Consider the following 15,060-nt stretch of genomic DNA (forward strand, 5'->3'; position numbering starts at 1 on the left):
TTCGATGACGAGGCCTTACGGCCGTGTCAGGGAGCCCAGTAAATCTCGACCGGGGAAGCCGCCCGGCGCAGCATGGCGCGGATCGGCATCTCGGTTTCTTCGCCCGGCGCTTCGGCCTCGGCCAAAACGTCCTTCTTTCCTTCTCCCTCGATATGGAGCACCAGCAATCGGGCATCCTGAAGGCTGGAGAAAGTGAACGTCAGCCGCGGCTCGCCGGCACCCTCCGCTTCCATCGTGATGATGCCGCGCGGAGTGTTCGCATCGAGTGCGGTCTTGAGGTTGCTGCCGCCCGGAAAGAAGGAAGCCGTGTGGCCGTCATTGCCCATGCCGAGGATTACGACATCGAAGGGATGGCCAACAGCCTTGGTTTCTTTCGTGGCGATGACTGCGGCTTCCTCGACGGAAGCCGCAGCCTGATAGAGCGGCAGGAACATGGCGGCAGCCGCCCTGTCCTTCAGCAGGTTTTCCCGGACAAGCAGGTGGTTCGAGCGTGGATTGTCTGGTGGTACGAACCGTTCGTCGACGAGGGTGATCGTCACCTTGGGCCAGTCGATCGAACGCGACGACAGCGCCTGGAAGAAGGCCTTCGGCGTCGAACCGCCGGAAACCGCCATGCTTGCGGAGCCGCGTGCGGCGATCGCACCAGAAAGCGTTTCGGCCACCTTGTCCGCGAGCTTGCCGGCGAGTTCGGCACCATTGGCAAAAGCATGCATGTTGGCTGTCATCGTTCTCGTCCCGGTTAGATATCGTCATGCCAGGTGCGGCCGTCACGCTCGATGAGCGCGATGGCCTGGCTCGGACCCCAGGTGCCGGCCGTATAGCCCTGTACCTGTTGACCGGCCTCTTCCCAACCCTTGAGGATCGGGTCCACCCACTTCCATGCGGCTTCCACTTCGTCACGGCGCATGAACAGCGTCTGGTTGGAGCGGATGACGTCCATCAGCAGGCGTTCGTAGGCATCCGGATTGCGGACGTTGAAGGCAGACGCGAAGCTCATGTCGAGCGAGACGTTGCGCAGACGCATGCCGCCGGGACCCGGATCCTTGATCATCAGCGACTGCTTGACCCCTTCGTCCGGCTGCAGGCGAATGATCAGCTGGTTGGCGACGATGCGGCCGGCGGCCTGATCGAAAATCGTGTGCGGAATGTGCTTGAAGGTGATGACGATCTCCGACACGCGGCCGGCAAGGCGCTTGCCTGTGCGGATGTAGAAGGGAACGCCGGCCCAGCGCCAGTTGCCGATCTCGGCCTTGATGGCAACGAAGGTTTCGGTGTTGGAAACGCCGCCTTCCAGCTCGTCGAGGTAGCCCTTGACCGGGCCGCCTGCCGAAGCGCCGGCACGGTACTGGCCGCGAACCGTCGCCTGCTCGACATTGGAAGCGTCGATCGGCTTCAGCGCGCGCAGAACCTTGAGCTTCTCGTCGCGAACAGCTTCCGAATCCATCGAGGAGGGGATTTCCATCGCGGTCAGGCAAAGCAGCTGCAGGATGTGATTCTGCACCATGTCGCGCAGTGCGCCGGCCGTGTCGTAGTAGCCGGCGCGGCCTTCGAGACCGACCGATTCCGCCACCGTGATCTGCACATGGTCGATATGGTTGGCGTTCCACAGCGGCTCGTAGAGAGCGTTGGCAAAGCGCAGCGCCATCAAGTTCTGCACGGTTTCCTTGCCGAGATAGTGGTCGATACGGAAGATCTGCTCTTCCTTGAAGACCTTGCCGATGGTGTCGTTGAGCTGCAGGGCTGAGGCGAGATCGCGGCCGATCGGCTTTTCGACGACGATGCGGGTCTGCTTGGTGATCAGCTTGTGATCGTGGATCTTCTGCGAGATGTCGCCGAAGATCCCTGGAGCGACGGCGAGATAGAAGGCGCGCACGCGCTCCTTGCCTTCGTCCAGAAGCTTCTTTAGCTGATCCCAGCCGGCGTCGCTGCGCGCATCGACCGGGACGTAGAACAGGCGAGCCAGAAACTTCTTGACTTCGGCGTCGTCATATTCGCCCTTCTTCAGGTGTTCCTTGAGAGCGGCATCGGCGAACTTGCGGTATTCTTCGTTGGAAAGCGCGCTGCGCGAAGCGCCGATAATGCGGGTCGGCTCGGAAAACTGACCTTCGACCTGACGATGATAAAGAGCGGGCAGGAGCTTGCGTTCGGCAAGGTCGCCGCTGCCGCCGAAAACGACATAATCAAATGGTTCAACAGGAATGATCTGGCTGCTCATGAGCTATCTCTCAATCGGTCTTGGTTGAGGCCCCTTTTAATCTAATCGATTTAAAAAGGCCAGTGTGCATCGCAAAATTCAGATGCGGCTTTTTAGAACGGATTGCCGGCGGAAGAAATCGACTTCCGGTTTTCAAAACCTGTCGCGCAACGCAAACCACGAGAGCGCCAGGAACAGCAGAGGCGCCCGCATGCGGGCACCGCCGGGGAAGGGTGGCACGTTCAGCTCCTTGAAGAGACGAAGCTCGTCCGCATTCCCGAGAACCGTTTTCGCATAGAGTTTACCGCAATAATTTGACAGCATCACCCCATGGCCGGAATAGCCGCCGATGGAAGTGACGCCCGGCATGACCTCGCGCACGAAGGGCTGCCGCGGCATGGTGATGCCGACCGAACCGCCCCAGGCATAATCGATGCTGATATCGCTGAGAGCCGGATAAATTTCGGTAATCTGCCGGCGGATGTGCTGCGTTATGTCGCGCGGATTATCGGCCGTATAGGCCTCGCGGCCGCCGAACAGCAGCCGTCCATCCCGCGATTTGCGGAAGTAACGCACCACGAAGCGCGAATCGGCGACGGCTTCGTTGCCAGGCAGCACGGCTGGAAAGCGATCGAGCGGTTCGGTCGCGCCGATGAAGGAGCGGATCGGCATGACATGGCCGGCCGTCACCGGCTCCAGATTGCCGATATAGCCGTTGCAGGCGATAAGCACCCGATCGGCGGTGATCTCGCCGCCATCCGTTTCGATGACCGTCTTGCCGCCGGATTGCCGGAAGCCCTTTGCTTTCGTCATCTCGAAAAGAGAAGCACCGGCTTCGGCCGCGACACGGGCAAGGCCGATGAGCAGTTTCAGGGGATGGATATGACCCGTGCCCATATCGCGTACGCCATAGAGATAGAACGTCGATCCCAGCCGTTCCTGAGTTTCGGTCTGATCCATGAATGTCATATGCGGATAGCCGTAGCGGGTCGCTGCGATCTCCGCATTGTCCATGTAGTCGCGCTTGTAGCTGCGCTTGTGCGTGACATTCATCTGGCCGGGGAGGAAATCCATGTCGATGCCATGCTCGGATGCGAAATCGAGCAGATGCCGCTTGGCGTCTTCGGCCAGGTCGAAGAGGGCCTTCGACCGCTCATAGCCGATCTTCTCTTCCATCTCTTCCGGCCACCAGCGCTGGCCGGTGCCGAGCTGTCCGCCATTGCGGCCGGAGGCGCCGTCGCCGAAGCGGTTGGCGTCGATCAGAACGACGTCGACACCGCCCTTGGCGAGATTATAGGCCGCCTGAAGACCTGTATAGCCGCCGCCGATGATCGCAACGTCGGCCCGGCGCGAGCCGTCGAGCTTCGGATAGGCCGCGCGCGGGCCGACGGTCGCCTGATAGAAGGAAAGGCCGGGCGCGATCGGGCTCTGCCATGTTTCCTGCAGCGTCATGGGCAGCTCCTGTCACACGTTGAGCAGAAGGAATTCCCGCTCCCACGGACTGATCACTTCCATGAAGGTTTCGAATTCCCCTCGCTTCACGCCGGCATAAATGCCGATGAAATCCTTGCCGAAGACTTCTTCGAAGGCCGGCTCGTCTTCCATCAGCGCGATGGCTTCGAGCAGGCCGCGCGGAAGGTCGATGGAGCCTTCGTTGGCGGAATCCTCGGTCGGTGCCGTCGGCTCCACCTGCTTCATGATGCCGAGCAGGCCCGATGCGAGCGAAGCGGCAAGCGCCAGATAGGGATTGGCATCCGAGCTCGGCAGCCGGTTTTCCACGCGCCGCGCCTGCGGATCGGAGACGGGAACGCGGAAGGCGGTGGTGCGGTTGTCGTAGCCCCAGGCATTGTTGACCGGGCAGGACATGTTCGGCGCCAGCCGGCGATAGGAGTTCACATAGGGTGCCAGCATGGCGAGCGCGTTCGGCACGAAGCGCTGCATGCCGCCGATGAAATGGAAGAATTCGGGCGAGGGGCTGCCGTCCAGATTGGTGAAGACGTTCTTCCCGGTCTCGATGTTCACCACCGACTGGTGGATATGCATCGCCGATCCCGGCTGGCCCTGTATCGGTTTGGCCATGAAGGTCGCATAGATGCCGTGTTTCAGCGCCGCCTCGCGGATGGTGCGCTTGAACATGAACACCTGGTCGGCAAGCTCGATCGGATCGCCGTGACGCAGGTTGATTTCCAGCTGCGCCGGCCCTTCCTCATGGATGAGCGTGTCGATCTCGAGACCCTGCTTTTCCGAGAAGTGATAGATGTCGTCGATCAGCTCGTCGAATTCGTTGATGCCGGCGATCGAATAGCCCTGCCCCCCGAGGATCGAGCGCCCCGAGCGGCCCTTCGGCGGGTGCAGCGGATAGTCGGGGTCGTCGTTCTTCGCGACGAGATAGAATTCGATCTCGGGGGCTACCACCGGCTTCCAGCCGCGGTCGCGGTAGAGCGCCATGATGCGCTTCAACACGTTGCGCGGCGTGTAGGAGACTTCTTCGCCATCGGAATTGACGATGTCGCAGATCACCTGCGCCGTCGGATCGCTCTCCCAGGGTACAACGGACAGGGTCGAAAGATCGGGCACCAGCTTCAGGTCGCTGTCGCGGGGCTCGTAACGGAAGCTTTCGGTCTCCTCCGGATATTCGCCTGAAATCGTGTGGCGATAGATCGCCGAGGGCAGTGCCAGCGATGTGTTGGAGGTGAATTTCGAGGTCGGCATCATCTTGCCGCGGGGCACACCGGCAAGATCCGGCGTGATGCATTCTATGTCTTCGATCCCCCGTGCCCGCAGCCATTGCGCCGCTTCCTTCCAATTTGCCACGCCGCGTGCCGATCTCAGAGAAGGAGGTACCGTAGGGGCTTTCGAGACGGGTATGGAAGCTTTCAGCGGGGTCTTTCTCGCAGGCATAAAACACCGTATTTGGGTTGATCGGTGATCGCATCATAACTGCAGTTCGCCAATTGGCGAGGGGGAAACCGCTCGGACTTTCGCCGTATGATGGAAAAATGACGAGAGCGCGCGGCGAAGAATAAAGGGCTGAATTGTGGCTGGCAGATATGATGTGATCGTCCTCGGTGCGGGTGCGGCCGGCATGATGTGTGCCATCCGCGCCGGCCGGCGCGGTCGGTCCATCCTCGTGCTCGATCACGCTGCGGCGCCGGGCGAAAAGATCCGCATTTCCGGCGGCGGCCGCTGCAATTTCACCAACATCCATGCCGGGCCGAAGAACTTTCTCTCCGCCAATCCGCACTTCGCCAAATCGGCGCTCGCCCGTTTCACACCGCAGGATTTCATCGCCATGGTCGAGCGCCATGGCATTGCGTGGCATGAGAAGACGCTCGGCCAGCTCTTCTGCGACAACAGCGCCAAGGACATCATCCGGATGCTGACCGACGAGATGCGCGACGCGGACGTGCAACTGCGATTGCGGACGGAAATCGGCGATATCGTGCAAACCGCCGGCGGCTATCGCGTCAGCACATCGGAAGGCACTTTCGAAGCATCCTCGCTGGTCGTCGCCACCGGCGGCAAGTCCATTCCCAAGATGGGCGCCACCGGTTTTGCCTATCGCATCGCCGAACAGTTCGGCCTGCCTTTGGTCGAAACCAGGCCGGGCCTCGTGCCCCTGACGCTCGATCCGCAGCTGCTTCAGCGCCTGGGCCCGCTTTCCGGTATTGCTGCGCCCGCCGAGATCCGTCACGGGAAAACATCCTTCCCCGAAGCTCTGCTCTTTACCCATCGCGGTCTCAGCGGCCCAGCCATCCTGCAGATCTCCTCCTATTGGCGGGAAGGCGAGGAGATCACGGTCGTGATCGAGCCCGATATCGATCTCTTCGCGTTTCTCAAGAATGCCAAGCAGGTGAATGGCCGACAATCCGCGCAGACCGCCCTTGCGGAAATCCTGCCGAAGCGGCTGGCCCAGTATGTCGTCGAGAGCGAAGGTATCTCCGGCAACATGGCCGATCAATCCGACAAGCGTCTGCAGCAGCTGGTGGCAGCCATCCAGTCGTGGAGCGTCAAGCCCTCGGGCTCGGAAGGCTATCGCACCGCCGAGGTGACGCTCGGCGGTATCGATACCGCTTGTCTCGATTCGAAGACGATGCAGGCAAAGACCATACCCGGCCTGTTCTTCATCGGCGAATGTGTCGACGTGACCGGTTGGCTCGGCGGCTACAATTTTCAATGGGCCTGGGCCTCGGGCCATGTAGCGGGCGAAGCTGCCTGAGGCGCCATTTCAGCCGCTTGCCGGCCCTCGCGAAAATGGAACCCGCCTCTGTTTCTCGCGTTTTCCTTTCCTACATTATTAGTGAATACATTGGCAGTTGCCGAATGCACCATTTGCCGGTTATCGTGTCAGTGCGAAAATGGGAATATACTCATGAACAGAACACAGCGTCGCGCCCGCGCCATTGCAATCGCTCAAACCCGTGACAATGCCAAGCTCCTGGCGACAAGACTGTTGATGTTGGCGACCGGCGTGACAGCCGCTTGCATCGCTTATCTCGCCGTACGCGGTTTCTGACTACAGCCGCCCCATTGTTCTGGGCCGTCGCCGAGCGGCGGTTCTGCTCGCGCATACAGATAGGCTTCATCGTCCGCTTTTCAGCGTTTGATTGTATGCCGCAGGCCCGAATTACATCCTTATCTGAAAATTAATTAATCACACCCACAATCCCAGTCGATTTCTTGGGGCGCGCTCCTCTGCAAGCTGGAGCCGAAGCAATGATTGCTTCTCGACTTATACTCGGGAACCCCGCCTGCGGATATTTCAAGAACGATGATTGTACATCCGGTCAGCGCCGAGGCGGCGTCGACGGGGGAGCGGTGTGAGGTCTGGGCCAAAATGTTCATTGACAAGATACTGTCGCGTTTCAACATCAGGACGAAGGTTCTGATATTCGTCCTGCCGTTCGTCATCAGCATTTCTGCCGTGGGGCTTACGGGGCTTTATGCGTCGGGCCTGCTTCAGGGGCGCATGGAGATTTCCAACAGCGTCCTGCAGTCCCTGACCGGGTTCAAGAACCTTTACGGTTCCATGGACGATTTCCTGCGCATCACCAACGTTCGCCAGCGCGACAAGCTCTATGAGGACATCAAGTCGCAGCAGAGCGTGCTCAATTCGACGCTCAGTCAGCTTGGCCCGGAGGCGGAGGGCCGCGACAACCTGACCGAGGCGACGACGAAGACTGCCGACTTGTCCAACCTCGTCGGCAGGCTGTGGTCGCTGCACGAACAGGAACTATCGCTGCGCAAGACGATCGACGATGCCCAGCGCGCCCTGATCAGCGCCCGCTTCAACGTCAATTTCAACAGCCAGCAGCTTGAAGACCAGATGCGCAAGGATCAGGCGGATGCGACCTCGACTTTGCGCTCTGCCGATCGCTTGCTGAAGGGCGGGGACATGCTCGTCTCCGTGGCCGAAGATTTCAACAAGGCGGCGACCCCAGCCGACAAGGTCAAGCTTCTGAAGGATCGTCTGCCGGATCTGAACAAGGCGCAGCGGTCGATCGACCTGGCCTTGCCGCAGAACCAGAAGAGCGTCGTCCAGTCGCTGGTAGGCACGATCAAGGATCTCGCCGCCTTTACCGAAAGCACGGATGCTCCGACCGACGACACGATCACCAATATCGGCCGGCTGCTCTCGCGCTTCCGCCAGACCTCGACCTATACGCAGCTGACGGCGACGCAGATGATGCGTCAGGCGACCACGACCTTCGTGTCCCTCGACGCCCGCGTCGCACAGACCAATTCGGTCCTGCAGGATACGCGCCGTCTGCAGGATTCCATCTATTCGCTGCAGCTGGTCCTGGCGGATTTCGACGCCAATACCAACAAGGACAATCTCGTCCGCCTGCGCCAGGAAGTCTCCAAGCTCGGCGGCGATATCGATACGCTGAACCAGAGCGCCAAGAGCATGGATTTTGCCGGCGATATCGACTCGGCCATTCGTCCGGCGATCAAATCCATGGATGACGCCGGCGGCAAACTGGTCGAAACCATCGACCAGCGGATCGCCGAATATGCCGGCGCCCGACAGCAGCTCGATCAGGTCTGGGGTCAGCTCACCGCTTTCGCTGAGACGCAGAAGCAGAGCGCCGGCAGCGAGCGCAACCAGGCAAATTCCATATCCATCCTCGCAACCGCGCTTGGCATCATCCTTTCGGTTGCCGGCGGCATCGCGCTCGTCCTGACGCTGCAGCGCCCGATCGGCCAGATCACCGCCGCCATGCGCCGCATCGCCGACGGCATGCTGGAGACTTCGATCTCCGGTGAGCAGCGCCGCGACGAAATCGGCGATATGGCCCGCGCCCTCGGCATCTTCAAGGAAAACGCCATCTCGAAAATTCGTATCGAGGAACAGAGCGACGAGGAGCGTGCGGCCGCAGAGCACGAACGTCAGCGCAACGACGCCGAAAAGCGGGAACTGGACCGTCAGATCGACTATGCCGTCAGCGAGCTTGCCGCCGGTCTCGAGCGGCTTGCCCAGGGCGATATTTCGGCAACGATCGACAAGCCATTCATCGGCCGCCTCGAGCAGCTCCGTCAGGATTTCAACAGTTCGCTGTCCCGGCTGCAGCAGACGCTGAGCCAGGTTCGCAGCAATGTCGAGATGATCCAGAGCAATGGCGCTCAGATGGCGGCTTCCGCCGAGGCTCTGTCGAAGCGCACCGAGCAGCAGGCTTCTTCGCTGGAGCAGACCGCCGCCGCCGTTGACCAGATCACCACGACGGTTCGTTCGTCTGCCGAACGCGCCAAGGATGCGGATGCGATCGTGCGCGAAGCCAAGCGCAGCGCCGACGACAGCTCCGTCGTCGTCGGCAATGCCATCGATGCGATGTCGCGCATCGAGGACGCCTCCCGCCGGATCGAGCAGATCATCGGCGTCATCGACGAGATCGCCTTTCAGACCAACCTTCTGGCGCTCAATGCAGGCATCGAAGCCGCCCGTGCCGGCGATGCCGGCAAGGGGTTTGCAGTCGTTGCCATGGAGGTACGCGAACTTGCACAGCGTTCGGCCGCTGCCGCCAAGGAGATCAAGGGACTTATCAACAAGTCGACCGAGGAGGTCAATTCCGGCTCGCAGTTCGTGCAGGAGGCCGGTTCGGTACTGGCGCAGATCAGCAGTCAGATCGTGACGATCAGCCACCATGTGGAAATGATCGCCCGCGCCAGCCACGACCAGGCAGGCGCCCTGCAGGAGGTCAACTCGTCGGTCAATCACATGGACCAGATGACGCAGCAGAATGCCGGCATGGTTGAGGAAACCACGGCTGCCAGCCGCGAACTTGCCGCGGAGGCCGATGCCTTGCTGCACCTCATCCAACAGTTCAAGATCGAGGCTGGCTACAGCACGAATTACATGCGCGAGCAGGCGGCGGCCTGACCGCAGCTATCGTTGCCATTGCAGGCGGATCGGCCGGTTTCCGGCCGGTCCGCCTTTTTCATTGCCTTGCGGCGGGTGTTCAAGACCGCAAATATCCGTCCAATCCATATGAAGAGGCGTGGCGGCTCGAACCCATAATCGAGGTAGAATAGATCCTCGTTGCGGCGCCATTGCTCTTCGCGCGCCAGGCTTTGTAGTTCTATGGCCTTCGCCAGAGCCATGCTGTCCATCATCACGAGATGTCTCCTTCCTGTGAGGCATCTCTTCAAATACACATCGGAATTTGCTTTATAAACAGCTATGATCGGCTTATGTTTTTCAATTATGAAAAACACGACGTGGGATTCCTACCAGCTCTTTCTCGATGTAGCCCGTGGTGGTGGCCTCACGGGGGCCGCCGCTTCGAGCGGCCTCAGCCCGGCGACGATCGGCCGGCGGATGCTGGAGCTGGAAGCGCAGATCGGCCGCCCCCTCTTTGAGCGCAGCCAGGCCGGCTACACGCTGACCGGTGATGGTCAGGCACTGTTCGATCAGCTGCTGGAGATGGAGGCGGCTGCCCGCAAGGTCGACAGCTGGCAGCGCGACGGCCAGGGCATGTCCGTCGTCCGCATCGCTGCCGGCACCTGGGTCGGCTGGCTGCTCAGCCAGAACATGCCGACCATCTGCTCGGAGCGGGACGGCTTCCGCATCGACCTGCATCTCGGCGAGCGTCGCGCCAGCCTTGCCCATCGCGAGAGCGATATCGGCATCCGCGCCTTCGAGCCGGAAGAGACCAATCTCGCCGCCATCAAGATCGGCGATGTCGCCTATGCCGCCTATCAGGCCCGCAATATGCGCTTTGTCGGCCCGCAGCGCTGGATTGCCGTGGCGGAGGAGGAGGCGATCTCGGCCTATCTGCGCTGGCCGCATCAGAACAAGCGCGAGGAAATGGCCTTCACGGTCAGCCGCCCGCGCTCGCTGCACGATCTGGTGCTTGCCGGATCCGGCGTTGCCGTTCTGCCCTGTTTCGTCGGAGATCAGGAGCCGCGACTGGAGCGAGTGGGGGAGGAAATCGCGGAGCTGCGCCACCGGCAATGGATCGTCATGAACAATGCCGACCGCCATCGCCGCGAAATCCGCACCGTGGTCGACCGCATGACCAAGCTGCTGAAAAGTCATGCCGAACTTTTTGCCGGCAAGCGCCCGACATATGCGTAATCTATCGCCTCCACGCCCGCTTTCCAAGGCACGAGTGTGTCTTGGAGACGAGGGACCGCAAAGACTTGAAAGCGTGTGAGCCGACGCTTTTTCCCTTGTCGCCTTCCGATTTCCTTTCTAGTCTAACGGGAAAAACAGAGGGTTGGGCATCGCCTGGATGTCCTTGAACAAAACAGGAGAGACTATGAAGTCCATGTTCGCACGGCTTGCAGCAACGGCGTTCGCTGTCGTTTCGCTGGCAACGGTCGCTCAGGCAGAAGACAAGGTTGTCAACATCTATAACTGGTCGGATTATATCGACAATTCGATCCTGGCGGATTTCACCAAGGAAACCGGCATCAAGGTCGTCTACGACACCTTCGACCAGAACGAGACGCTTGAAACGAAGCTGCTGGCCGGCAAGACCGGCTATGACGTCGTCGTGCCGACGGCTTACTTCCTGCAGCGCCAGATCAAGGCCGGTGTCTTCCAGAAGCTCGACAAGTCCAAGCTGCCGAACATCTCCAACATGTGGGATACGGTGCAGCAGCGCATCGCCACCTACGACCCGGGCAATCAGTACGCCATCGACTACATGTGGGGCACCAGCGGCGTCGGCTATAATGTCGACAAGGTGAAGCAGATCCTCGGCACCGATGCGGCACCCGATATCAACGTGATCTTCGATCCCGCGCTGGCTGCCAAGTTCACGGATTGCGGCATCTATGTGCTGGATTCGCCGACGGACGTCATTCCGGCCGCCCTGCGCTATCTGGGTCTCGATCCGAATTCGACCAAGCAGGAAGACTTCAAGAAGGCCGAGGATCTCCTGACCGCGATCCGTCCCTTCGTCCGCAAATTCCACTCCTCGGAATATATCAATGCGCTTGCCAATGGCGACATCTGCCTGGCGTTTGGCTATTCCGGCGACGTGCTGCAGGCCCGCAACCGCGCCGCCGAAGCCAAGAACGGCGTCAACATCGCCTATTCGATCCCGACGAAGGGCGCGCAGATGTGGTTCGACGTCATGGCGATCCCCGCCGATGCGCCGCATGTCGAAGAGGCGCATATCTTCCTCAACTACATCATGAAGCCGGAAGTCATCGCCAAGGCGAGCAACTTCACCTCCTATGCCAACGGCAACAAGGCATCGCAGCAGTTCGTGAGCAAGGACGTGCTGGACGACCCGTCCGTCTATCCGACAGATGCGGTCCGCGAGAAGCTGTTCACGCTGACCCCATGGGACGCGAAAACGCAGCGCGTGGCGACGCGCCTGTGGACAAAGGTCACGACAGGCCAATAAATCGAAGCGGCCCGGACGGCAACGTCCGGGCCTTTCCTTATGAGGATAAAGTCAGGAATCACGAGCGTGCCGGGATGGGGAAGAGCCGGCGCGACGCGCGCCCATCCGGGCATCCATTTGGGGATAGATAATGAAGTCACTCGGTAATATCCGGCGTTCCTTTGCTCCTTGGGCCGATCCTTCGGCCAAGCCTTACATTTCCTTCAAGAACGTGACGAAGAAGTTCGGTGATTTCACTGCCGTCGATAACCTCTCCCTGAATATCTACAATCGTGAATTCTTCGCTCTTCTCGGCGCATCGGGCTGCGGCAAGTCCACGCTTCTGCGCATGCTGGCGGGCTTCGAGCAGCCGACCACGGGCGAGATCGTGCTCGATAGCCAGGACCTTGCCGGTACGCCGCCCTATCGCCGTCCCGTCAACATGATGTTCCAGTCCTACGCGCTGTTTCCGCACATGTCGGTGGAAAAGAACATCGCCTTCGGCCTGCGCCAGGACGGCATGCCGAAGGCCGAGATCGACGACCGCGTCGGGCAGATGCTGAAGCTCGTCAAGCTCGAGCAGTTCGCCAAGCGCAAACCCAACCAGCTTTCCGGCGGCCAGCGTCAGCGCGTGGCTTTGGCGCGCTCGCTAGCGAAACGTCCGAAGGTGCTGCTGCTCGACGAGCCGCTCGGCGCGCTCGACAAGAAACTGCGTGAGGAAACGCAGTTCGAGCTCATGGATCTGCAGCAGAGCCTGGGGCTGACCTTTGTCGTGGTCACCCATGACCAGGAAGAGGCGATGACGATGGCCGACCGTATCGCGGTCATGAGCCACGGCAAGGTGGTACAGGTGGCAACGCCGGCCGAGATCTACGAGGCGCCCAATTGCCGCTTCGTCGCCGACTTCATTGGTGACGTGAATATCCTCGACGGCAACGTCACCTCGGCGCAAGCGGGCGTCGTCGAGATCGCGGTCGATTCGGGATTCGCGGTGCGCACCGCTTCTGGCGATATGCCGTCGGCAGGAACTCGCGCAAGCCTTGCCATCCGTCCGGAAAAGCTTCGGGTTTCGCCGCGCCCGCCGGCCAATGCATCCCTCAATGCCGCCGAAGGCGAGATCTGGGACATCGCCTATCTCGGCGACATGACCGTTTTCCACGTCAAGCTGAAGAGCGGCCAAGTGGTCAAGGCTTCCTCGCTGAATGCCGTGCGCGCTGTGGAAGAGCCCTTCACCTACGATCAGAACGTCTGGGTCTCCTTCGACGAAAATGCCGGCGTCTTGCTGAAGGATTGATCATGAAAGCGCTCGGTTCCCTAATCTATCAGCGCCTCGTGATCGTCGTTCCCTATGCCTGGTTGCTGCTCTTCTTTCTTGCGCCCTTCCTTATCGTCTTCCGCATCTCGCTGTCGACGAAGGCTTTGTCGGTGCCGCCCTATGATCCGTCCTTCGCCTGGAGCGACAGCTTCAGTGACTGGTGGGACAAGCTGCAGACCATGTCGTTCGATAACTACACATGGCTTACCGGCGATCCTCTCTACATGAACGCCTATATCGAGAGCCTGCAGATCGCCGGCATCTCGACGCTATTGACGCTCATGATTGCCTATCCGATCGCCTACGGCATGGCACAGGCGCCGCGCACGATCCGGCCGACCTTGCTGATGCTGGTCATCCTGCCCTTCTGGACGAGCTTTCTGATCCGCGTCTATTCCTGGATGTCCATTCTCAGCACGACGGGCCTCTTGAACCAGCTGCTGATGGCGCTCGGGATCATCCACGAGCCGCTTGTCATCCTTAATACCAATACCGCCGTCTATATCGGCATGGTGTATTCCTACCTGCCCTTCATGGTGCTGCCGCTCTATTCTGCACTCGAGAAGATGGACGGCACGCTGATCGAGGCAGCACAGGATCTCGGCTGCACGCCGATCGGCGCCTTCTGGCGCGTCACCTTTCCGCTCTCCATTCCCGGCATCGTCGCCGGCTGCATGCTGGTCTTCATCCCGGCCGTCGGCGAGTTTGTCATCCCCGACCTGCTCGGCGGCTCGCAGACGCTGATGATCGGCAAGGTGCTCTGGACGGAGTTCTACAGCAATACCGACTGGCCGCTCGCATCGGCGGTGGCGACCATTCTGCTTCTGATGCTGGTGGTGCCCATCGTCTTCTTCCAGCATTTCCAGGCCAAGGCCGACGAGAAGGGGAGATAATTTATGATCCGCTGGTCCCGCTTCAATATCGTCTCGGTCACGCTCGGTCTGGCCTTCCTCTACCTGCCGATCCTGCTGCTGGTCATCTATTCCTTCAACAGCTCGCGTCTCGTCACCGTCTGGGGCGGTTTCTCGACGCAATGGTACGTGCATCTTTTCAGCAATGATACGATGCTGAATGCCGCATGGCTGACGGTCCGCATCGCTCTGCTTTCAGCGACGATTGCAACGGTGCTCGGCACGCTTGCGGCCATTACCCTTGTACGCTGCACGCGTTTTCGCGGCCGCATCCTGTTTTCAGGCATGATCTATGCGCCGCTGGTCATGCCAGACGTCATCACCGGCCTGTCGCTGCTGCTGCTCTTCGTGACGTCGGGCGTCGATCGCGGCTTCTGGACAATCGTCATGGCGCATACGACGCTGACCATGTGTTTCGTCGCCGTCGTCGTGCAGTCCCGTCTGCTGACCTTCGATCGTTCCATCGAGGAGGCGGCGATGGATCTCGGTGCGCCGCCGGTGCGCACCTTTTTCGAGGTGACGCTGCCGATCATCGCCCCGGCCGTCTTCTCCGGCTGGGTGCTGGCGCTCACCTTGTCGCTCGACGATCTGGTGATTGCGACCTTTGCTTCCGGTGCGGGCGCCAAGACCCTGCCGATGCTGATCTATAGTCAGGTGAAGCTTGGCGTGACGCCGGAAATCAACGCGATCTGCACCATCCTGATCGGTGTCGTGACTATCGGCGTCATTTGTACGTCCATCGTGACGAAGCGTCGCGAAGTGCAGCGGCAAAGAGACGAGCAGGCCGCCGCCGCTGCCTGAAGC

13 protein-coding genes are annotated in these 15,060 nt (G+C 60.5%); 8 read left to right on the forward strand and 5 right to left on the reverse strand.

Annotation, left to right across the window (positions count from 1 at the left end; translation table 11 throughout):
- Positions 1-26 precede the first annotated feature (26 nt).
- The 4 genes from pgl to C7U61_RS03150 form a co-directional block, all read right to left on the reverse strand.
- Positions 27-725, reverse strand: a complete 699-nt coding sequence (gene pgl / locus C7U61_RS03135) for a 6-phosphogluconolactonase (RefSeq protein WP_106996653.1) — start codon at positions 723-725, stop codon at positions 27-29.
- 14 nt (positions 726-739) lie between these two features.
- A complete protein-coding gene (zwf, locus tag C7U61_RS03140; RefSeq protein ID WP_106996654.1) occupies positions 740-2,215 on the reverse strand; it encodes a glucose-6-phosphate dehydrogenase in 1,476 nt (491 codons plus the stop codon).
- A 132-nt stretch (positions 2,216-2,347) separates the two neighbouring features.
- Entirely contained in the window at positions 2,348-3,646 is a 1,299-nt protein-coding gene (locus tag C7U61_RS03145; protein WP_106996655.1) for an FAD-binding oxidoreductase, read from the reverse strand.
- Between the two features lie 12 nt (positions 3,647-3,658).
- Entirely contained in the window at positions 3,659-5,095 is a 1,437-nt protein-coding gene (locus C7U61_RS03150; RefSeq protein ID WP_106996656.1) for a glutamine synthetase family protein, read from the reverse strand.
- 136 nt (positions 5,096-5,231) lie between these two features.
- Here C7U61_RS03150 and C7U61_RS03155 point away from each other — a divergent pair, with 136 nt between their 5' ends.
- From C7U61_RS03155 to C7U61_RS03160, 3 genes are all read left to right on the forward strand, one after another.
- Entirely contained in the window at positions 5,232-6,413 is a 1,182-nt protein-coding gene (locus C7U61_RS03155) for an NAD(P)/FAD-dependent oxidoreductase (protein ID WP_106996657.1), read from the forward strand.
- Positions 6,414-6,566: 153 nt separating this feature from the next.
- Positions 6,567-6,710: a hypothetical protein gene (locus C7U61_RS19435; RefSeq protein WP_181315772.1), complete on the forward strand. Its 144-nt coding sequence runs from the start codon at positions 6,567-6,569 to the stop codon at positions 6,708-6,710.
- Positions 6,711-7,031: 321 nt separating this feature from the next.
- On the forward strand, positions 7,032-9,572 hold the full coding sequence (locus C7U61_RS03160; protein ID WP_106996924.1) for a HAMP domain-containing methyl-accepting chemotaxis protein: 2,541 nt from the start codon (positions 7,032-7,034) through the stop codon (positions 9,570-9,572).
- Here C7U61_RS03160 and C7U61_RS03165 read toward each other — a convergent pair.
- Positions 9,545-9,907 carry a hypothetical protein gene (locus C7U61_RS03165; protein WP_146143942.1) on the reverse strand — a complete coding sequence of 121 codons (363 nt, stop codon included), beginning with the start codon at positions 9,905-9,907 and terminating at the stop codon, positions 9,545-9,547. The genes C7U61_RS03160 and C7U61_RS03165 overlap by 28 nt on opposite strands.
- On the opposite strand from C7U61_RS03165, the gene C7U61_RS03170 reads away from it, so the two are divergent.
- The 5 genes from C7U61_RS03170 (at position 9,897) to C7U61_RS03190 (ending at position 15,057) form a co-directional block, all read left to right on the forward strand.
- Complete coding sequence (locus C7U61_RS03170; protein ID WP_106996925.1) at positions 9,897-10,769, forward strand: LysR family transcriptional regulator; 873 nt, start codon at positions 9,897-9,899, stop codon at positions 10,767-10,769. The two genes, C7U61_RS03165 and C7U61_RS03170, sit on opposite strands and share 11 nt — an antisense overlap.
- A gap of 193 nt (positions 10,770-10,962) precedes the next feature.
- A complete protein-coding gene (locus tag C7U61_RS03175; RefSeq protein ID WP_245410734.1) occupies positions 10,963-12,051 on the forward strand; it encodes a polyamine ABC transporter substrate-binding protein in 1,089 nt (362 codons plus the stop codon).
- A 130-nt stretch (positions 12,052-12,181) separates the two neighbouring features.
- The gene (locus C7U61_RS03180; RefSeq protein WP_106996660.1) at positions 12,182-13,324 is read left to right on the forward strand and encodes an ABC transporter ATP-binding protein; all 1,143 of its coding nucleotides are present in this window, start codon (positions 12,182-12,184) and stop codon (positions 13,322-13,324) included.
- A gap of 2 nt (positions 13,325-13,326) precedes the next feature.
- The gene (locus C7U61_RS03185) at positions 13,327-14,238 is read left to right on the forward strand and encodes an ABC transporter permease subunit (RefSeq protein ID WP_106996661.1); all 912 of its coding nucleotides are present in this window, start codon (positions 13,327-13,329) and stop codon (positions 14,236-14,238) included.
- Between the two features lie 3 nt (positions 14,239-14,241).
- On the forward strand, positions 14,242-15,057 hold the full coding sequence (locus C7U61_RS03190) for an ABC transporter permease subunit (protein WP_106996662.1): 816 nt from the start codon (positions 14,242-14,244) through the stop codon (positions 15,055-15,057).
- Positions 15,058-15,060 lie beyond the last annotated feature (3 nt).

This window comes from Rhizobium sp. JAB6 (genome assembly GCF_003024605.1).
Taxonomy (GTDB): Bacteria; Pseudomonadota; Alphaproteobacteria; order Rhizobiales; family Rhizobiaceae; genus Rhizobium.